This is a genomic window from Aequorivita marina, from assembly GCF_031631895.2.
Lineage (GTDB): Bacteria > Bacteroidota > Bacteroidia > Flavobacteriales > Flavobacteriaceae > Aequorivita > Aequorivita marina.
In genome coordinates this window covers 389,669-409,473 of sequence record NZ_JAVMBW020000001.1, presented here as the reverse complement: position 1 = coordinate 409,473, position 19,805 = coordinate 389,669, and the positions used below count along the sequence as shown (strand labels likewise).

16 protein-coding genes are annotated in these 19,805 nt (G+C 38.1%); 9 read left to right on the top strand and 7 right to left on the bottom strand.

Annotated elements, in window-relative coordinates; all coding sequences use genetic code 11:
- The first annotated feature begins 190 nt into the window (after positions 1-190).
- From QPK98_RS01865 to QPK98_RS01845, 5 genes are all read left to right on the top strand, one after another.
- Positions 191-2,143: a serine/threonine-protein kinase gene (locus QPK98_RS01865; protein ID WP_310991304.1), complete on the top strand. Its 1,953-nt coding sequence runs from the start codon at positions 191-193 to the stop codon at positions 2,141-2,143.
- A gap of 1 nt (position 2,144) precedes the next feature.
- Positions 2,145-3,026, top strand: coding sequence for a hypothetical protein (locus QPK98_RS01860; protein WP_310991303.1), 882 nt, complete (start codon positions 2,145-2,147; stop codon positions 3,024-3,026).
- 403 nt (positions 3,027-3,429) lie between these two features.
- Positions 3,430-4,419 carry a pyruvate dehydrogenase complex E1 component subunit beta gene (locus QPK98_RS01855; protein ID WP_310991731.1) on the top strand — a complete coding sequence of 330 codons (990 nt, stop codon included), beginning with the start codon at positions 3,430-3,432 and terminating at the stop codon, positions 4,417-4,419.
- A gap of 226 nt (positions 4,420-4,645) precedes the next feature.
- Positions 4,646-7,138, top strand: coding sequence for a DUF5686 and carboxypeptidase-like regulatory domain-containing protein (locus QPK98_RS01850; protein WP_310991302.1), 2,493 nt, complete (start codon positions 4,646-4,648; stop codon positions 7,136-7,138).
- Positions 7,139-7,573: 435 nt separating this feature from the next.
- Positions 7,574-9,820, top strand: a complete 2,247-nt coding sequence (locus QPK98_RS01845; RefSeq protein ID WP_310991301.1) for a zinc-dependent metalloprotease — start codon at positions 7,574-7,576, stop codon at positions 9,818-9,820.
- A 733-nt stretch (positions 9,821-10,553) separates the two neighbouring features.
- Here the strand turns inward: QPK98_RS01845 and QPK98_RS01840 are convergent.
- The 3 genes from QPK98_RS01840 to QPK98_RS01830 all read right to left on the bottom strand — a co-directional run bounded on the left by QPK98_RS01840 (position 10,554) and on the right by QPK98_RS01830 (position 12,099).
- Positions 10,554-11,087, bottom strand: coding sequence for a hypothetical protein (locus QPK98_RS01840; protein ID WP_310991300.1), 534 nt, complete (start codon positions 11,085-11,087; stop codon positions 10,554-10,556).
- A gap of 108 nt (positions 11,088-11,195) precedes the next feature.
- Entirely contained in the window at positions 11,196-11,936 is a 741-nt protein-coding gene (locus QPK98_RS01835) for a hypothetical protein (RefSeq protein ID WP_310991299.1), read from the bottom strand.
- Position 11,937: 1 nt separating this feature from the next.
- The gene (locus QPK98_RS01830; RefSeq protein ID WP_310991298.1) at positions 11,938-12,099 is read right to left on the bottom strand and encodes a YqaE/Pmp3 family membrane protein; all 162 of its coding nucleotides are present in this window, start codon (positions 12,097-12,099) and stop codon (positions 11,938-11,940) included.
- Between the two features lie 786 nt (positions 12,100-12,885).
- Here QPK98_RS01830 and lysS point away from each other — a divergent pair.
- Both lysS and QPK98_RS01820 read left to right on the top strand, forming a co-directional pair.
- Positions 12,886-14,577 (top strand): lysine--tRNA ligase, encoded by a 1,692-nt coding sequence (lysS, locus tag QPK98_RS01825; RefSeq protein ID WP_310991297.1) that lies wholly within the window; start codon positions 12,886-12,888, stop codon positions 14,575-14,577.
- Between the two features lie 418 nt (positions 14,578-14,995).
- Positions 14,996-15,541: a Riean_0653 family protein gene (locus tag QPK98_RS01820; protein WP_310991296.1), complete on the top strand. Its 546-nt coding sequence runs from the start codon at positions 14,996-14,998 to the stop codon at positions 15,539-15,541.
- 43 nt (positions 15,542-15,584) lie between these two features.
- Here QPK98_RS01820 and QPK98_RS01815 read toward each other — a convergent pair whose 3' ends face one another.
- The 3 genes from QPK98_RS01815 to QPK98_RS01805 form a co-directional block, all read right to left on the bottom strand.
- A complete protein-coding gene (locus tag QPK98_RS01815; protein ID WP_310991295.1) occupies positions 15,585-16,241 on the bottom strand; it encodes a hypothetical protein in 657 nt (218 codons plus the stop codon).
- 82 nt (positions 16,242-16,323) lie between these two features.
- Positions 16,324-16,917, bottom strand: a complete 594-nt coding sequence (locus QPK98_RS01810; RefSeq protein ID WP_494337528.1) for a Riean_0653 family protein — start codon at positions 16,915-16,917, stop codon at positions 16,324-16,326.
- A gap of 291 nt (positions 16,918-17,208) precedes the next feature.
- Positions 17,209-17,349 (bottom strand): hypothetical protein, encoded by a 141-nt coding sequence (locus QPK98_RS01805; protein ID WP_310991293.1) that lies wholly within the window; start codon positions 17,347-17,349, stop codon positions 17,209-17,211.
- Positions 17,350-17,362: 13 nt separating this feature from the next.
- On the opposite strand from QPK98_RS01805, the gene QPK98_RS01800 reads away from it, so the two are divergent.
- Both QPK98_RS01800 and QPK98_RS01795 read left to right on the top strand, forming a co-directional pair.
- Positions 17,363-17,812, top strand: coding sequence for a hypothetical protein (locus QPK98_RS01800; protein ID WP_310991292.1), 450 nt, complete (start codon positions 17,363-17,365; stop codon positions 17,810-17,812).
- Between the two features lie 94 nt (positions 17,813-17,906).
- Positions 17,907-18,251 (top strand): hypothetical protein, encoded by a 345-nt coding sequence (locus QPK98_RS01795; RefSeq protein ID WP_310991291.1) that lies wholly within the window; start codon positions 17,907-17,909, stop codon positions 18,249-18,251.
- A 215-nt stretch (positions 18,252-18,466) separates the two neighbouring features.
- On the opposite strand, the gene hemL is transcribed toward QPK98_RS01795, so the two are convergent.
- A complete protein-coding gene (gene hemL / locus QPK98_RS01790; protein WP_310991290.1) occupies positions 18,467-19,756 on the bottom strand; it encodes a glutamate-1-semialdehyde 2,1-aminomutase in 1,290 nt (429 codons plus the stop codon).
- Positions 19,757-19,805: the final 49 nt, after the last annotated feature.

Sequence of the window (19,805 nt, the reverse complement as noted above, 5' to 3'; positions counted from 1 at the left end):
AAAAAGCATGTGAATTTTCAGGTAAATGGGCTATATTTTCATTTTTACTCTTTTTATTTTCAAAAAATGACTTGATTTTACAGTTAAAAGTATAAAAAATGTTAATTTTCAAGATTTAGTTAATTCGTTTAAGAGGAAGGCTTTGTTGAATTTAGAAATTCAATGTGTTTTTATAAAATAACCAGTAAGAATGACCAACAAAATTATAGGCAATTATAAAGTATTAAAGGAAATTGGTGCTGGTGGTATGAGTACGGTGTATTTGGCCGAAAATATTAATATTAACACCAAGGTGGCCATTAAAATGTTACACCCTCATTTGGTGAAAGAAGAAAATATCAAGAAACACATTTTAAAAGAAGCGCGTACACAAGCGGTTTTAAATCACCCAAATATTACTAAGGTCATTGACTTTGTAAATAACGATCAAGGTCTTTTTATTATTTTGGAATATGTTGAAGGCGAAACTTTGAGCGATTATCTCTTTAAAACAAAAGGTGCCTTATCAGAAAAGGAGGCCAACCTTTACATGACGAAAATTCTTGAAGCCGTAGGTTATGCTCATAATAAAGGTGTGGTGCACCGCGATTTAAAAGCTGCAAACATCATGATTTCTCCGAACGGGGAGATTAAAATAATGGACTTTGGTATTGCAACCCTCGCTAATGATGCAATGAGTATTACCCAAACCGGTTCACGAATGGGAAGCCCGCTTTATATGAGCCCAGAGCAGGTTACCAATGGTGAAGTGGACTTAAGAAGCGATATTTATTCGTTAGGAGTTGTGTATCATGAAATGTTAACCGGGGAGCCAATTTATGATATAGAAACCACCACGGAGTTTGAAATCTATAACAAGATTGTTAAGCAGCCTTTGCCGAGGCTTAGAGATTTTAAAATAACAAATTGTAATCGGGCACAGGATGTTATAGATACAGCTACTGCTAAACTTCCTGTTGCGCGCTATAAAAGTTGTTTGGAGTTTAAAAATGAATTGTGTTTAAATGAAAATATAGTTCAAAGAGCAAAACCGACCATTCCTTCAACAAAAATGGAAGATTCTGATACGGAAGTTTTAGAAAAACCGAATAAAAACAAATCTTCTTCCAGTAGCTTGGCAACCTGGATGCTTATAATACTGGTTGGTTTGCTTCTAGCTGGCGGCACCTATTTCTTTTTAAATAAAGATGACATATTCAATACAAATAAGGAAACATTCAATGCAGATGACAATGAAGATGTTCGGGTTAAAGTTGCTGAGGAAGCCTACAATAGAGGTGATTATAAAAAAGGGTTTCAGCTTTATCAACAAATAGAACCCCGTACGGGAGACATTGATTCAAAGCTACGCGAGATACAACTTAAAAGCGATTCCTTCGAAAAGGAAAGAATAAAAACTATTCTACAACCACATCTTACTACTTCAAGTTTTACAAATTATACTCCCGGAGATGAGGGAAAGCTGGAAGCTTTACTGACAAAATTTCCCAGTATTGAAATGGAATTTATGATTTTGGAAGGTGAAAACGCACTTGTGGGCGAGGGGAAATTTCTTCCGCTAGAAAAAGCAACTATGAATAATTTAAGAACATACTATGTAGCTAAAAAAACCTTTAAGAACAAAAATTATAAAATTGCAGATAGTCTAATAAAGTCCTCAGATTATGATTCGATTGCTTACATAACTGATCTTAGAACTAGTATAAAGAATAAAATTGATAGTGTGAATAAAGAAAGAGAGGTTGGGGTTTCAGTAAAGAAAAAGGAGAATCCTATTAAAATAACACCCATAAAGAAGGCTGAATTAAAAAACACCAAATCGCTCGAAACTGAAATAGTCAATACTGATCTTGATGAAAAGGAATTGTCTGAAGAGGAGTTTGTTGAACCCCTATTATTTGGTGCTTGGAGCGTAGAGAATGAAAATGCCAATTACGTTTTTAAATCTGATAGAACAGGTAATTACACAAATAGTAGGGGAAAGAACAAGGCGTTTAATTGGACTATAGCCGGACTTTTTTTAAATATAAAAATGGTTGAGGGTCCCGTGTTTGTATGGCAGGTTAGATCGCATTCTAATACTAGAATAGTAATGGACGATATGCAAAATAACATATTTGATAGAGTGCTTAAAAAAAATTAAAATGAGAGTATTACTTTTTTTCATGCTTTTCTTTTTGTCTCACGGAACCAAAGCGCAGATTGATGCAACAACAGATGAGGTTGATGTTATTAGTGATGTGGTTTATAAAAATGGACGGCCATTAACGGGAACGCTCTATCAAGATGCGCCAAACGCAAAGAATACCTGTAGGTGTTTACTTGAAGCTACATATCTTGAAGGTTATTTAAATGGAAAAAAAATTGAATATCACGAGAATGGTAATTTAAAATATACAGGGCATTTTAAAAATGGTACTGAATATGGCGAGCATACGCTATTTAACAAAAACGGAAAAGTTGAGGCCCGAATTTTTTACGCTAATGGGAATGTAGTGGAAGGAGATGAAAAAGATGAGGCAGAACAAAAATTGATAGAAGAAATACTGTTGATTAAGAAGGAAAAAGAATTAGAGCGCGTTGAGGAAGTAAGCCTCGATTCTGTTGAAGATAGCAATGAAACGCCTGAAAATATTACAGACTCCGAACTTGACGAAACTATTGAGGAGGCTTATTGGCCCGAAATGGCAGATGTGCCACCAATGGCATTGGGTTGTGAAGGGCTTTCGGGAAGGTTTTTGGCAAATTGTACGTTCGATTCTATAATTAATTTTATAAATGTAAACTTAGATAAACAAGCTTTAAGTCGTCAAGGCCTAGCTATAGGAGCGCATAAGGTGATAATCAAATTCATTATTTCAGACAAGGGCGTTATTCGCAACATACACATTGGCACTTCCTCAAATCAAGTTGAAAAAGAATTTATTAGGGTTTTGAAGTCGCTCCCAACATTTAGACCAGGAAAAATTAACACCCAGTTGGTAAGTGTAAAATATCAATTTGAAATGGTGCTTACTTTGAATTGATGCAGAGTGCGTGGTCTTTTTTGATTTTCTTTTTGAAGATAGTCCTGTTGTTGGTTTTTTTGGCAATGAAAAAAATGATCAGCTTTATTTACATTCCCGAACTTTAGTTGTTAGAAAAGGTTTATAGTAATACAGAAATAGGTATGCCCACTATAATTATTTAGGTTTCTGTAATCTTAACATGGCGCTAAATATGCTTTTGCAACAAAACTTCGTCCAACTCAATAATTAGTTTTATTTTTGTTCCCCGTCAAAAATTAAATTGATAGATCTTGGCGATAAATTATAACTTTGACAAAGTTTTAAAACTTTGTTAAAGTTATTACAGGGAGTTAAAAATAAAGAGTAATCAAAATTATCCGTATCGGTTATCGAGCCCTTCGAAAGGCTCAGGATAAACAACATAAGAAGTATGAAAACACTACAATTTAGAGAGGCAATTGCCGAAGCGATGAGCGAAGAAATGCGTCGTGACGAAACAATATATTTAATGGGTGAGGAAGTAGCCGAGTATAACGGAGCCTACAAAGCCAGTAAAGGTATGCTAGATGAGTTTGGCGCCAAGCGTATTATCGATACTCCGATTTCAGAAAATGGATTTTCCGGAATTGGCGTTGGTTCTGCGATGAACGGCAACAGGCCCATTATTGAGTTTATGACTTTTAACTTCTCTTTGGTGGCCATTGACCAAATTATAAACAACGCGGCAAAAATGCGCCAGATGAGTGGCGGGCAATTTAATATTCCTATTGTTTTTCGTGGGCCAACAGCCTCAGCAGGTCAGCTTGCAGCAACCCATAGCCAGGCTTTTGAAAGCTGGTATGCCAACTGCCCGGGTTTAAAAGTAGTAGTGCCAAGCAATCCGGCCGATGCTAAAGGACTCCTAAAAGCTGCCATCCGCGATGACGATCCTGTTATTTTTATGGAAAGTGAACAAATGTATGGCGATAAAGGCGAAGTGCCTGAGGGCGAATATTTGATCCCTCTTGGTGTTGCCGATATTAAGCGGAAAGGAACTGATGTAACGATTGTCTCTTTCGGAAAAATCATCAAAGAAGCCTATAAAGCCGCAGAAACCTTGGCTGAAGACGGTATTGAATGTGAAGTAATCGACCTGCGAACCGTTCGTCCGTTAGATTATAAAACCATTTATGAATCGGTAAAGAAAACAAACCGCCTCGTAATTTTAGAAGAAGCTTGGCCTTTTGGCAACGTTGCTACTGAAATAACCTATCAAGTGCAAAACAATGCTTTTGACTATCTGGATGCGCCAATCGTTAAAATTAATACTGCAGATACTCCCGCACCCTATTCTCCCGTTTTGTTTAAAGAATGGTTGCCAAATAACGAAGACGTTGTGAAGGCCGTAAAAAAAGTGCTCTATAAGGATTAGTTTTCAGTAGTCAGTAGTCAGTAATCAGTAATCAGTAATCAGTAGTCAGTAGTCAGTTATCGGTAGTCAGTAGCTAGTAGTCAATGAATGTATTTCCCTAAATAGGGTTGACCGTTTTGGTAAATCATTTGCGGTCCTTCATTAATAATTGCTATCGGGATGATGCTTGTTATTTGATTTTTAATCCTCCTTGCATAAAAATATTATATTCCCAGAGTTAAATTATATGAAGCATTTTTTAATCGTATTCTTTTTAATAATTGGGGTTTCGGTATTTTCACAGACCAAGGTAAGCGGACTCATTAAAGATGAAACGGGCTACCCCGTGGCTTTTGCCAATGTACTCTTTAAAGATTCGCAGGAAGGAACTATTTCAGATGAAAACGGTCGCTTTTATCTGGAAAGCGATAAAACCTACAAAACATTAATCTTTTCTTTTTTAGGATTTCAGACCAAGGAAATTGAGCTCGAAGGCCGTACTACTTATAACATGGAAGTGGTTCTAGAAGAAAGTGCCGATGCCTTGGATGAGGTGGTGGTTTACTCCGGAAAAACTTCGAAAAAAAATAATCCAGCGATCGATATACTTCGAAAAATTTGGGAAAATCGGCGCGAAAATGGGGTCAAGAAGTTTCGGCAATACGAATACGATAAATATGAAAAACTGGAGTTTGACCTGAACACCATTGATAGTGCGCTTATCAAAAATAGAGTATTTGAGGGCATGGAGTTTATTTTTGACCAAACAGACACCTCAAATGTTACCGGAAACACCTATTTGCCTATATTTATTAATGAAGCCGCTTCAAAAGTATATGGAGACAATTCCTTAAATAAAGAAAAAGAGATATTGCAGGGTAACAAAAACTCTGGCTTTGATAACAACCAGACCCTTATCGCTTTTCTAAAAGATCTTTATAACGAGTACGATGTCTATGACAATTACCTGAAGTTTTTTGACAAGGCTTTTACAAGTCCCTTGTCGCGTACGGGGATAGACGTGTATAACTATGTGCTTCGCGATAGTGCGTATCGGGATAATAAATGGTGCTATAATATTGTTTACTATCCGCGCCGTAAGAACGAACTCACTTTTAAAGGTGATTTTTGGGTGAACGATACTACGTGGGCAATCAAAGAAATAAACCTGCAAGCCTCAAAAAGTGCTAACCTTAACTGGGTTCGCGACGTATATATTGAACAGGAATTTGATGTCTTGAACGATTCAATCTTTTTAATTACCCGCGATTATTTTATGAGCGATTTTAGCTTTCGGAAAAAAGAAGCGGCAAAAGGAATTTATGGCAAGCGCACCACTTTATATAATAACTATGTTTTTGACCGTCCCAAGGGCAAAAAATTCTATAACCAGCAAGTAGATCCATATAATTATGAGGTGTATAACCGGCCTGATGATTTCTGGGATAAAAACCGGATGGAACAATTGAGCAAAGACGAAAAGGGCGTCTATAAAATGCTTGATACCTTAAAAACCGTGGGCAGGTTTAAAGCGCTATACAATCTGGGAGCAACCCTAGCAAGCGGGTATTACGAGATAAATAACTTTGATGTTGGGCCCGTATTTTCAATTTTCGGCTTTAACGAGGCCGAAGGAATGCGCATTCGCTTGGGAGGTCGTACTTATTTTGGCCAAAACGATCCATGGCGTATCGAAGGTTTTGGGGCTTATGGTTTTAAGGACGATCGCTTTAAGTACGGAATCTCTGGAAAATGGCTTTTAGACCGCAGGTCGCGTTTAACGGTTTTTGGCGGCAACCGTCGCGATGTGGAGCAAACGGGAGCCAGCCTTACCAACAGTAACGATGTTCTGGGAAGAAGTTTGGCGTCCTCTTCTTTGATATCTGTAGGTTCTAACGACAGACTTTCGCGTATTAACCTGAGTACCGTAGGTTTTGATATTGAACCCTGGAAGAATTTTATCATTAAAATTACCGGCTCTTACCGTACTTTGAAATCGGCTACCGAAACTTTTAGCATTGATTACAAAGTCATGGAGAATGATGTTTTCACCGGAAAGATAAAAAGCGAATTGAAACAGCCTGAAATTCAAGTTGGTTTTTTCTACACGCCTGGTAAAAAAACTTCAGGATATGGAGTGGAGCGTACCGTTATTAATTCGGGGGAGTTTCCGTTGTTTTATGCAGGCTATGCATATGGACTAAAAGATGTAATGGGAGGTGATTTTGAATATAAAAAACTACAGGCTTTTTATACCCAACCATGGAATATAGGTGGGATTGGCCGGTTGTTATCTACGGTAGAAGTAGGGAAAACCTTTGGCGCAGTACCCTTGAGTTTGTTAAACCCGATTCCTGGTAACCAAACGTATTTTAGTATGTACAATAGCTTTACCCAGCTAGATTATTATGAGTTTGTAAGTGATTCCTACGCTTCGTTGCACTTGCAGCACAATTTTGGTGGTCGAATCTTCTCTCGAATTCCGTTGCTTCGGAATTTAGATCTTCGGGAAGTGATTGGTTTTAGAGCTGTTTATGGCTCAATTTCGCAAGAAAACAAAGATATAAATGCTTCAAATATTGTGTATAAAGCTCCAGAAGATATTTATTGGGAATGGAGTGTTGGGGTAGGTAATATTTTCCGTGTTTTCAGGTTAGACTTTAATTTCCGCGGAAACTATTTAGACCATCCCGATGCCCGTAAATTTGGAATAACCGGAGTTTTCGGGTTTAGTTTTTAATGTCATATTCTTAATTTTATTGGTCATGGCAAAATTAGTGCATAGCCTTGGTTTGAGATTCTTTTTTTTGAACCCTAGACGAGAAAGAAACAAATATTAGTGCTTAGATATTTTAATTTAGTCGTGTCCGACTAAGACCTAAGACCGCTGCGCTGAAAGACATAAGACGTAAGACTTGCTTTTTAATAGATTGAAAACTAGATAAAATTGATTAAACATACTTTTTAATTGATAAATTTTGATGCTAAGTATAATAGCATGCTGTCATTAAATAAAAATATTCTAATTGCCTATTATCTTTGACCCAACAAATTTTCTCACTCTTTTAATCGGACACTAATGATTTTAATTGGTATTAACCTCTTAAAAATTCCTTAATTCGCCCAAAGTCTATTATCTTTACGGCACTAAACATTCATAATAATCCTAAATACAATGAAAAAAAGTACTTTAAAACACATGTTGGTTTTCTCCATGGCGCTAATTTGCTTTGGGGTAACCGCACAGAGCAATGCGTTGTGGACCGAGGCTTCGGCCAGACAAACGCAAGACAGACAATTAGCAGAACGAAATGCAATGCCACAGGAATACAACCTGTTTGCGCTTAATACTTCGGGCTTAAAAAACATTTTGGCAAATGCTCCTGCAAGAACTGCGGCAGCGTCAAGTGCAATTATTAGCCTTCCTACAAATGGAGGTGAGCTACAACAATTCCGTGTATATGAAGCTTCCGTTTTGGAACCTGCATTTCAGGCAAAACATCCAAACCTAAGATCGTATGTTGCACAAGGTATTGATGATCCTTCTGCAAAAGCGCGATTTAGCGTTACCGATTTTGGAGTAAACGTGATGATTTCTTCACCAAAGTTTTCAACTATTTATATAGACCCTTACACCAAGGATAGCGATTACTACATTTCATATAACGTAAATCAAATCAATACAAATCCGTATGATTTTGTGTGTCATTTTGAAAGTGAAGAAATAGCTACTAGGCCTGATGATACAGAGGTTGTCAATGATGAAACTTTAAGAACCTATAGATTGGCGTTGGCCTCTACGGGCGAATATTCCTACTATCATTGGAACCGCGCAGGTATCTCAAGTTCGGCTCCTGATGCTGAAAAGAAAGCCGCTGTACTTGCAGCAATGGTTGTAACGGTTACGCGTGTTAACGGCATTTATGAAAATGACGTTGCCTTAACCATGTTAATGGTAGATAACGAAGATATTATTTACTTAAACGCTGGAAGTGACCCTTATACAAACAATAGTGGTTTTACAATGTTAGCAGAAAACCAAAGCACTATAGATTCTGAAATTGGCTCTGCAAATTATGATATAGGTCACGTTTTCAGTACTGGTGGTGGTGGTATTGCCGGGTTGCGCGTACCTTGCGTAAATGGTCAAAAAGCAAGAGGGGTAACAGGTTTACCTACGCCAATTGGTGATAACTTTAATATTGACTTTGTGGCCCACGAAATGGGGCACCAGTTTGGTGCAAACCATACGTTTAACAATGCCTGCGGTGGTAACAGAAACGGATCTACTGCTTATGAAACTGGTAGTGGTTCTACAATTATGAGTTATGCTGGGGTTTGTCCTCCAAACGTTCAGCCGCATAGTGATGCTTATTTCCACTCCATAAGTATTCAGGAAATTTGGACTAACATTAAATATGGTAACTCATCTTCTTGTCCGTCAGAAACTGCTACAAACAATTTGCCACCAACAGCAGATGCGGGGCCAGATTACACCATTCCAAAAGGAACTCCTTTTATTCTAGAAGGAACGGCTACAGACCCTGATGGCGATGTATTATCGCATAGCTGGGAGCAAATGGACAGTCAGCCTGCCCAAATGCCACCAAGAGAAAACGCTACAGGCGGTCCTATGTTTAGATCACTTGAGCCTAAAGACGAACCACAAAGATATATGCCTAAATTGGCAACAGTTTTGGCCAACCAAACAAAAAACACTTGGGAAGTTGTTCCACAAGTTGGAAGAACAATGCGGTTTAGATATACCGTGCGCGACAATGCTTTAACTGGTGGTTCTACTGATCGTGACAATATGTTCCTTACCACTGATGATACGGCTGGACCTTTTATGGTTACATCGCAATCAAGTACTACTACTTGGACTATCGGGAATACCGAAACCGTTACTTGGGATGTTGCAGGCTCTGATGTTGCCCCAGTTGATAGCCCTAATGTAGATATCTTGTTTTCTGAAGATGGCGGTCTTACCTACCCTGTTACAATCGCACTAAACGTACCGAATACGGGAAGTGCCGAGATTGATGTGCCAAACTTAAACACCACTACAGGTAGAATGATGATTAAATCGTCAAACAACATTTTCTACGACCTAAATGATGGTGTTATCACCGTTGATGGAACTGTAGGTGTTGATGAATTTGAATTTGATGGTTTTGCGGTTTATCCAAACCCTTCAAATGGTACGTTCAACCTTAGCTTTAAGCCAGCTTCAAACAACAATATTGAAGTTTCGCTTTACGATTTAAGAGGAAGAGCAATCAGCCAGACTACATTTGACGATGTTTCTGCATCAAGCACATTCACCAAGCAATTGGATTACGAATATGTGGAAAGTGGAATGTATTTCCTTGTTGTGAAAAACGGAAATAAAGTAACTACTAAAAAGGTTATTAAGAAATAACTTCAAGAGTAGCGAAAAAGAATAAAGAGAAAAGATGAGGTGAAAGTCCTTGTCTTTTCTCTTTTTTTGTTTTTAACCAGAAACCAGAAACCAGAAACCAGAAACCAGAAACCAGAAACCAGAAACCAGAAACGAACCATAGGATGCTTTTTGAAAATATATGAAGCGGGCCTGCTCAGTACCTTATTGAAGTTGTTATTTCCAAATATGACTTCTTTGTGAAGCAACTCCGAAGGAGTTTTACTTTGATAACCACATACAAACGCAGTGCAATATGGGTTATTAAAAGATACCTATGCGCCGAGAACCCCGAAGTGGGTTCAACCCTGCCGGAAGTGTGCGCTAACATAGTTGAACTCCTCTGGAGTTCTAATTGGCGTCGGGGTCCATTTACCTTGGTTGCAATCTTCATTACATTCCGATTGTAACCAAGGTTATCCACGTTTTACCCCTTGGGGGTCGTGCTTGGATACATCTTTTAGCAACTAATTTAGTTTGAAGTTAACTACAAATATTCTACATAGAACCATTAAAATACTTCTATAAATAATGTGTAGAATGCTAAGGTTCAACAAAAAAATAGCGGGATTTTGTCCCGCTATTTTTTTTGCCTATCCACTTTATGGATCATTCCAATTAAATATATTATTTCCTGTCGTAGAAATGTAAGCCGTCTTGGCTCGTATTTCCTAATTCTTGATTCTTCTTTATCTTTCCGTCCAACAACTTTACTTTACATTTTAGCTGTTTCCCTAATATGCGAAATCACCTGAGTGGTCTTGCCTGTGTCAAATTTAAGGTCGAACATAATTCCGTTTTCGGTCTTTTCAACCACAAGCTTGCCTTTGGTAACGGGAAAGTAACCGCCATCTCTACAGAAACAATGCCTTCCATAAAGTAAATTCACATCGCTTAAAGAAGCATCTGATTTTTTGAAATTTTCAACCCCTGCTGGTATTTCAAAATGGATAGTTTCCGAATAATCTGCGTCTGCCACGCCTTTAGGTCCTGGTTTGTGATAGGTGTATGCAATTATGGTATTGTTTCCTTCTTCAAAGTCGGGGTAAAATGAGCCGGTGCCGTCATCCTTTACTATTAGTGTCTTGTTTTGGTGTACTTCAACACTACACGTGCCATCGTCTGGACAGCCAGATTTTTTGTTTTCAACTTGTTCCATTTTAGTGTTTTCTGAGGCAGTAGTTGGACCTGTCTGCGTTTTGCAGGCATTAATCATAAACAAAGGGAGTAAAAAATAGATTGCTTTCATAGATTTAAATTTTGTGATTCTTGATTAAGGTAACTGATTGTTTTCAATTACCATTCCATACTCTAAATAAGTGTAAAAAACTTGATTGTTTTTAGAATATACCAAAACCTAGTTTTCCAGTTCTACCTCTAAATCCAACACATCTGGGTTTTTAAAATACTCAATAAATGGCTTCTTTACGGTCATTGTTTTTTTATCTGCTGAAAAAGTAGCTTCTGGATTTGAGGTTTCCTTTATTTTCTTCGGAAATGTATAGTGTAACGTATAATTGGAACTCCCCATAAAAGCAGCTGCTTCTTTTAGGCTATCTACTTGTTTTTTGTGAAGTTCCTTATCCTTAATATAGGCATCGCGTTTAAAAACACCATCTTTAAACGTGTAATCTACCCCGATAATTTCTGGAGTGTCTTCGTCGGTGCTCACTTTTCCCGTTTGTGCATCATCGTTCGGAGCCATATTGGTTGCTTGTTCCAAACCATTCATTATATCGTTTGCTTCGCTTACCTTTTTAAAGTTTGTAGAGATATTATAATTCATTTCACCGGCTTCAGAATCCATTTTGACGCCAATAATGAAGTTTTCCAACTTTTTTAGCTTCTTTTGCTCGGTTTTTGAAAGTTTGGCAATGCTGTCTTTCTTCTCTTCCAAAAAGTCTTTTACATAAACTGTAGTGTCCACCTTTACCTGTGCCGTATCCATCATTGCGCCACTAAACGCCATCATTTCGTTGAGATTAACTTCAACCGACATGGTACCGCTTCCGTCTGCGTTCATGACCATGGTTTCATTAAATTGGCAGCTGATTACGGTAAGTGCCAAAGCGAAATAAAAAAGTATTTTTAACTTCATATTACTGGTATTTAGGGTTGTTTAAAATAATAAGTGCGGCTATCACACCGGGAATCCAACCACAAGCGGTAAGGATTAAAACAATTACTACCGATCCACAGCCTTTGTCTATCACAGCCAAGGGCGGAAAGAGAATTGATAACAGTACTCTCCATATATTCATATAAAACAAATTTACGATTAATATTTTTTATGTGAGGTTTCGTTGTTCGCAATTGGTTGGAAATTTATTCAACCGCAAAGACTTTTAACCACAAAGCGCACCAAGATCTGCGCAAAGCGCGCAAAGAAATTTCAAGTTGTGCATTACACCTTTGTGTTCATGGTGTCTTCTTCGTGTCCGTTGTGGTTGTCTTTTTATAGTGGTTTTAATCAACCTTAAGGATCATTTAACCACAAAGCGCACAAAGATTTGCGCAAAGTACACAATGATATTCCGGATATTCGAGTCGATTTTTTTCTGCAACTAAGGTGTAGCAGTTAATCCCTAGATTTTACAAGCATCCATATATTGAATCTGAATACGGCTTATGTATTATACCTTTGTGTTCATGGTGCCTTCTTCGTGTCCGTTGTGGTTGCCCTTTTTTAGAGATTTATTCAACCGCAAAGATATTTAACCACAAAGCGCACAAAGATTTGCACAAAGTACACAATGATATTCCGGATATTCGAGTCGATTTTTTTCTGCAACTAAGGTGTAGCAGTTAATCCCTAGATTTTACAAGCATCCATATATTGAATCTGAATACGGCTTATGCATTACCCCTTTGTGTTCATGGTGCCTTCTTCGTGTCCATTGTGGTTCTCTTTATCAATCATTTTTGCTTAGACGAAATCATAATTTTCCCTCACGGTACTTTCAAATATATCAGCTATGATTTAGAGCTTCATTTACTTATCTTTGCACCTGCCATTTTGAGGCTGAAATTTATTTTATACAAAACCTATGCAACTGTCTGAACTGGAAATCATCCGAAGAGAAAAACTCAACCAACTGCGCGAACGCGGTATCAACCCGTATCCCGCAGATCTTTACCCTGTTACAATCACTTCAAAAAAGATAAAGGATAACTTTGAGGAAGGAAAAAAAGTAGTAGTTGCCGGAAGGTTAATGTCACGCCGAATCCAAGGACCAGCTTCTTTTGCTGAACTTCAAGATTCAGAAGGCCGCATCCAAGTATATTTTAACCGTGATGAAATCTGTCCCGGTGAAGACAAATCGTATTACAACGATGTTTATAAAAAACTACTAGACATTGGTGATTTTATTGGCATTGAAGGCGAATTGTTTAAGACCAAGGTTGGCGAAATGACCATTATGGTAAAGGATTTTACGCTTTTAAGTAAGGCGCTAAAACCATTGCCCCAACCACGTGTTGATGCCGAAGGAAAAGTTCACGATGCCTTTACCGATCCCGAGCAACGCTACCGCCAACGCTATGCAGATTTGGTGGTGAACCCGCACGTAAAGGAAATATTTATAAAGCGAACCAAGCTTTTTAATGCCATGCGCACTTTTTTTAATGAGCGCGGGTATTTTGAAGTGGAAACCCCGGTTTTACAGCCAATTCCCGGTGGGGCCGCGGCACGACCGTTTGTAACCCACCATAATTCGCTGGATATTCCGCTGTACATGCGCATTGCGAACGAGCTTTACCTAAAAAGATTAATAGTTGGTGGATTTGATGGCGTGTATGAATTTTCGAAAAACTTCAGGAATGAGGGGATGGACCGCACCCACAATCCGGAGTTTACGGCTATGGAAATTTACGTTTCCTATAAAGACTACAACTGGATGATGGATTTCTGTGAGCAATTACTGGAATTCTGCGCCATTCAGGTTAATGGAACTTCAAAAACTACTTTTGGAGAACACGAAATTGACTTTAAAGCACCTTATCCAAGGGTAACAATGGCTGAATCTATCCAGCACTTTACAGGTTTTGATATTACGGGTAAAACCGAAGAAGAAATCCGTAAAGCTGCGCAGGAAATGGATATTCCCGTAGATGAGACCATGGGGAAAGGCAAGTTGATTGACGAAATTTTTGGCGAAAAATGTGAGGGTAATTACATTCAGCCAACATTTATTACGGACTATCCCAAGGAAATGAGTCCGCTTTGCAAGGAACACCGCGATAACCCGGACCTTACCGAACGTTTTGAACTAATGGTATGCGGGAAGGAAATAGCAAATGCCTATAGCGAGTTGAACGACCCCATAGACCAACGCGAGCGTTTTGAGGATCAATTAAAACTGGCCGATAGGGGAGATGATGAAGCCACGGCCTTTATAGATTACGATTTTTTGCGCGCCCTGGAATACGGAATGCCCCCAACCAGCGGCATGGGCATTGGGATGGATAGATTGATTATGTATTTAACCAATAACCCTTCAATCCAGGAAGTGCTTTTCTTTCCGCAGATGCGCCCCGAAAAGAAGAAAGTGGCCATGACCGAGGATGAAAAAACGGTCTATACCCTTTTAAAGGCCAAGTCGCCGGTGGAATTGCAGGAATTAAAATCGGAGGCTGGATTGAGCAATAAAAAATGGGACAAGGCCATAAAAGGGCTTACCAAGAACAAAGTAGCCAAAGTTGAGAAAACCGATGAGCAGTTGACGGTTTCGGTTTTATAAAAAATTATGGCTCTATGTTGATTTGAATGGGTAAATTGAAGTAGAATTGTTTTGATTAACAGTAGATATAGCTTAATTCTGTGTTGATTTTTGCAAATATTGATTTGAGGCGGTATGTTTTGCTGTTAAAACTGATTACAATTTATTCCCTAATTGGCTCCCTTCCCTCGAGGAAGGGTTGGGGTTGGGACTTACTAAAAATTTATAGCCACGTCCCGTTTAACGAGGTGGAAATCCTTTCTTTTAAAGGGAGGAAACTTTTACCCACTATATTCAACATAGTACCAAAAACTATTTAGTTTACATTGAAAAAAGAAATGCTAAAGAGTGGTTCCTTTTTTTAGTTCTGCATTGGTCGCAGAAATAGGAAACTATCGAAATATAAGGGCATACAATCTATCTTATTTGAAAGTTAAATATGAAATCGAAAATCTTATTACTGATTCTAACTTTAGTATTCATTTCGTGTAATAAGGACGATTATGTACTTACCGGAATTAATAATGATGGAACAGGAGGAATCTCGTGCAGGATAAATGGAACTATCCTAAGACCAAGTGGTGGAGGGATGTACGGTAATAAAACAGCCAAATTTGACTATTATGATGGACATAAAGTTCTTATCGTTGGTTTTACTAGTAGAGATGGCGGAAATAATAAATTTTCATCTGTAACATTGTTTGCGTATGATGTAGATATTGATAATTTAGAAGGTCAAACTATAAACTTGGTTGCGAAAAGCTATAATGAAAGTTATGCTACTTATACTTCGGGTAAAGCAACTTCCGGATCACAGCCCGGTGAAGATTATGCAACAAGCTCTGCGCAAGTTGGAGAGGTGAAAGTTCTATTTTTGGATAAGGACGAAAGGATAATTACAGGAGAGTTTTGGTTTAATGCTGAAAATGAATTTGGAGAAATTGTGAAAGTAAATGACGGTAGATTTGATTTGAATTATAATTAATTCAGATTTTCACCCTGTGATTTCGGAAATTATTTTGTCTTAATTATATAAGGGAGATTTCGGAATATGGAATTTCAATCTTCTCTTGTACCATTTCTCCATTTTCAATTACCGTAACGGGTCTTTGGATCCCAAAATCGGCAACCAATGTCTTGATGTTCTTACCTTCCGTACGTTGTAATAAAAGATTGCGGTTAAAATTGAAAACCACGTTTTCCCCGGCCAAGTGTAGTTTTAACGGAGCCGCAATAAAAACATGATTTGGTAAAAACGGCGGATTGTTGTTAATTTGCACAAATAGCCCATCGCGGATATCCAAGGCTCCGTTTTCAATATTATCGGGGTCGTAATTTACGGTATGGTAGGTAGCATTGATGATCCCAATGTCCACTTGGTTTTGTAAGCTGTCTGCCGTATAAAGCCGTTCCAGTTCCTTAACGGGCAAAAATTCATTCTTGTTAGAGGCTCGGTAAAGCTCCAGCAGGGCTTGTTTAAAATACGTATGGTGTGCGGGGCGAACCGTATCATTGAAAGTTTTCAATTGTGCCAGACCAGATACCCTGTCATATAAAATGCCGGATGTAAATGTGGTTTTGTCTATATTGACGAGCATGCTGTCAACGTTTATTTCGGTTCTTTCTTGGGAAACACCCACGGAAGATATAAATAGAATAACGAGTAGAAAAGTAGTTGTTTTCATGATTTGAGATATTAATAAGTGAAGCAATAGCAATGTTGGTTTTATTTATTAAAAGGGTGCCATTGCAGTGGCACCCTGTTTTTTAAGGGAAGTTTGTATAGGGTAGCGTATATCCATCTATATCGAATCTTCCTTCCGTGATTTCAACAATTTCGTTGGGATTATCCTTGTTACGAACGCGACAACTAAAAGTTCCCGAGATTATCCCATTATCATAACGGGTAATATTAATTGTACCAGAATTCTCAAAAGAACAATATTCTTTGTAAATTCCATTTTCATAATCAAAAACCCTACAGAAAATATTATTTGTAATTGGGCTGTCAATATTTCCCATACAATTACTTTCATTTATAGTATAAACCCCTGTGCCTATTGAATCTAGTTGAATAAGGTGTAAAGTTATTCTTCCAGTCTTTTCACTGGCATAATCATGTACCTTAATTTCATGATATGTAAATTCTGTTGGTCCAGGACCCGCAATTAAATTCATCCCATAATCATGAGTATTAAAAGATCCAGTACCGTCCCTTGGGACCAATAATTTCCCATTAACATAACACCCAAAGCTATTTTCCCCAGTTTGGGTTATTGGTGGGAGGGTGGGCGTAAACCCGTCATTATCCTTTTTTGAGCAGCTTATCGGGGCTATCAAAATAAGGGCTAAAATTAAAATTGTTGTTTTAATAGTTCCTTAAAATTTAGATATTGTTCAATTGTTTTCGTGTTTTTTAGCATGAATCTTTATGAATGCTAAAATTAGGTTAAAAATATGTTTTATTTTATGATTTAAATCATAATAATGCTGGATCGGATTGCATTCAAAATCCACCGAAGTAAATGTGGTTTTGTCTATATTGACGAGCATGCTGTCAACGTTTATTTCGGTTCTTTCTTGGGAAAAACCCACGGAAGATATAAATAGAATAACGAGTAGAAAAGTAGTTGTTTTTCATAATTTAAGATATTAATATAGTGAAGCAATAGCAATGTTGGTTTTGTTTATTATAAGGGTGGCATGACCGCGCACCCTATTTTTCAAGGAAAATCCAGATTTTACAATATTAAACCTAATGGGTTTTTGATAGTCATAGGTATGTTGAACCATAAAAAAACATATTATGAAAAAACTGATAATAATTTTTATAGCACTGGCAACTTTTACGATGGACGCACAGGAGAAAGCGAAAGATTTAAAAAGCCATCATAAAAATGCCAAAACCCAGATGACGCTGGAACAACGGGCCGAGTTAAGGGCAAAAAAAATGACCTTGGCCTTAGATCTTACAGCCGAACAGCAGAAACAAGTACAACAGGTCTATCTAAAAATGGGCAGGAATAAACTTGAAATACGCAATAACAACAAACGAAAAACCAAAGCGCAACGATATGAGGCCAAAAATGCACGCTTAGACCAAAGAATAGCCTTTAAAAAGCAGATGAAAGATATTCTTACAGAAAATCAACTGCGAAAATGGGAGGGAATGCGAAGTGAACGCGTGGATGTTAAAGCAAACCAACAAGTTCGTAAAAAAGGTAGAAAAAGGCACAGAAATAGGCTTAACGACTAAAAAAAGCTTAAAGTTTAAAGTTTTTGGCGTAGTTATTGTTTAATTTATAATAGAAATAGTTACATTAGTAACTTTAAAACCAAAATCTAAAACAATGAAAAAAATAGTAACAGTTTTTGTCTTCGCGATAACAATGATTCTTGGGGTACAGACAAGCTCTGCCCAGCAATTGGCGCAAGATAATAGCAGACCAGAGGTAATTGCCAAAACAAAAACCGCTGAGCTTACAAAAACCCTTGATTTAACTGGCGATCAAAGCCGTACCATTTTTAGGGCTCTTGTGGCAAAAGAAGTTGGTTATCAAAAAAGCATAAAGGGCAAAGACCTAAAAAGTGCTGCCGTTTCTTCTGAAAAGAAACAATTGGACGCCAATTTAGATGCTGCAATGAAAAAAACCCTAAACGCCGATCAATATAGCAAATGGGTTAAGAATCAATAAATAACAATTACTTAGAACATAAAAAACCCTTTCCAACGTTTTGGAAAGGGTTTTTTATGTTCATGATTCAGGATTTCCAGTCATACTGGGCAAGCGTTGCAAGTATATTTTAACTAAGAATTTTTATTTTTTGTCCCGTCCCGTCTCAAAAAGCCCTGTCTCCAGCTTCCCACTTCTTGACTCCTGTTTCCCTTATAACTCCGTGTTTCCTCAGTTTATCCTAAGACCTTTGCAACTTTTCTACAAGCTGCAATGGTAGCGTCTAAATCGTCATAACTAAGTGCATTGCAGATAAACCAAGTTTCAAAGGCACTTGGCGCAATATAGACGCCCTCATTAAGCAAGCCATGGAAGAATTTTTTAAAATTATCATTGTTGGCTTCTGCCGCAGAACTAAAATCGGTAACCGGGGTTTCAGAAAAATGTACCGAAATCATGGAACCAATTCTGTTAATTGTAAAAGTGACTTTTTCCGAAGTCAACGCCTCATCGATTCCTTTATGTAAATAGGCTGTCTTTTTATTTATGGCGTCAAAAATATCCTTGTTTTCGTTTAATTCTTTCAGCATAGTCAAGCCTGCCGCCATTGCCAACGGGTTTCCGCTAAGGGTTCCGGCTTGATAAACAGGGCCAATAGGCGCTAAGTAATCCATGATTTCCGTTCTAGCTGCAAAAGCTCCAACTGGTAATCCACCGCCAATTACCTTTCCAAAGGTTACGATATCTGCGTTCACTCCCAAAAGTTCTTGGGCTCCCCCGGGTGCCAGTCTAAACCCCGTCATTACTTCATCAAAAATAAGAAGAATGCCATTTGCGTCACAACGCTCGCGAAGTCCTTCCAAGAAACCTGTTGTGGGCGGAATACACCCCATGTTTCCAGCTACCGGCTCTAAAATAATACAGGCTATTTCGCCTTTATTTGCGGCAATTACCTTATCTACATCTTCCAGATCATTGTAATTGGCCAGGAGGGTGTCTTTTGCCGTTCCCTCTGTAACGCCGGGACTGTTTGGCGTACCAAAGGTTACCGCGCCACTGCCTGCCTGAATAAGAAAAGAGTCGCTATGCCCGTGATAACAACCGGCAAACTTTATAATTTTATCCTTTCCGGTAAAACCACGTGCCAGCCGTACGGCGCTCATACAGGCTTCAGTACCGCTATTTACAAAACGGATTTTATCAATATTTGGAACCATGGAAACCGCTAAAGACGCTATTTCGGTCTCAATTTCAGTTGGCGTCCCAAAAGAAGTTCCTTTTTGTGTTTTTTCCACAACCGCATCTACCACGGGTTGGTGGGCGTGGCCTAAGATCATTGGCCCCCAGGAATTTATATAATCTATATATTTATTGCCATCTACGTCATATAAATAAGCTCCCTTTGCTTTTTCAACAAAAACGGGAGTGCCGCCAACTGCTGTAAAAGCACGAACAGGGGAGTTTACACCTCCCGGAATAACTTTTTGGGCTTCTGTAAATAGGGCGCTGCTTCTTTGGTAATTCATGGTAATCGGTAAATTTTGTTGTTTATAATATTGAAGTATGGAATGCTAT

Bases quoted from the DNA above. Each gene is read 5' to 3' on its own strand.
- QPK98_RS01865 (WP_310991304.1), top strand. From the start codon at position 191: ATGACCAACAAAATTATAGGCAATTATAAAGTATTAAAGGAAATTGGT.
- QPK98_RS01860 (WP_310991303.1), top strand. From the start codon at position 2,145: ATGAGAGTATTACTTTTTTTCATGCTTTTCTTTTTGTCTCACGGAACC.
- QPK98_RS01850 (WP_310991302.1), top strand. From the start codon at position 4,646: ATGAAGCATTTTTTAATCGTATTCTTTTTAATAATTGGGGTTTCGGTA.
- QPK98_RS01845 (WP_310991301.1), top strand. From the start codon at position 7,574: ATGAAAAAAAGTACTTTAAAACACATGTTGGTTTTCTCCATGGCGCTA.
- QPK98_RS01840 (WP_310991300.1), bottom strand. From the start codon at position 11,087: ATGAAAGCAATCTATTTTTTACTCCCTTTGTTTATGATTAATGCCTGC.
- QPK98_RS01835 (WP_310991299.1), bottom strand. From the start codon at position 11,936: ATGAAGTTAAAAATACTTTTTTATTTCGCTTTGGCACTTACCGTAATC.
- QPK98_RS01830 (WP_310991298.1), bottom strand. From the start codon at position 12,099: ATGAATATATGGAGAGTACTGTTATCAATTCTCTTTCCGCCCTTGGCT.
- lysS (WP_310991297.1), top strand. From the start codon at position 12,886: ATGCAACTGTCTGAACTGGAAATCATCCGAAGAGAAAAACTCAACCAA.
- QPK98_RS01820 (WP_310991296.1), top strand. From the start codon at position 14,996: ATGAAATCGAAAATCTTATTACTGATTCTAACTTTAGTATTCATTTCG.
- QPK98_RS01815 (WP_310991295.1), bottom strand. From the start codon at position 16,241: ATGAAAACAACTACTTTTCTACTCGTTATTCTATTTATATCTTCCGTG.
- QPK98_RS01805 (WP_310991293.1), bottom strand. From the start codon at position 17,349: ATGGTTCAACATACCTATGACTATCAAAAACCCATTAGGTTTAATATT.
- QPK98_RS01800 (WP_310991292.1), top strand. From the start codon at position 17,363: ATGAAAAAACTGATAATAATTTTTATAGCACTGGCAACTTTTACGATG.
- QPK98_RS01795 (WP_310991291.1), top strand. From the start codon at position 17,907: ATGAAAAAAATAGTAACAGTTTTTGTCTTCGCGATAACAATGATTCTT.
- hemL (WP_310991290.1), bottom strand. From the start codon at position 19,756: ATGAATTACCAAAGAAGCAGCGCCCTATTTACAGAAGCCCAAAAAGTT.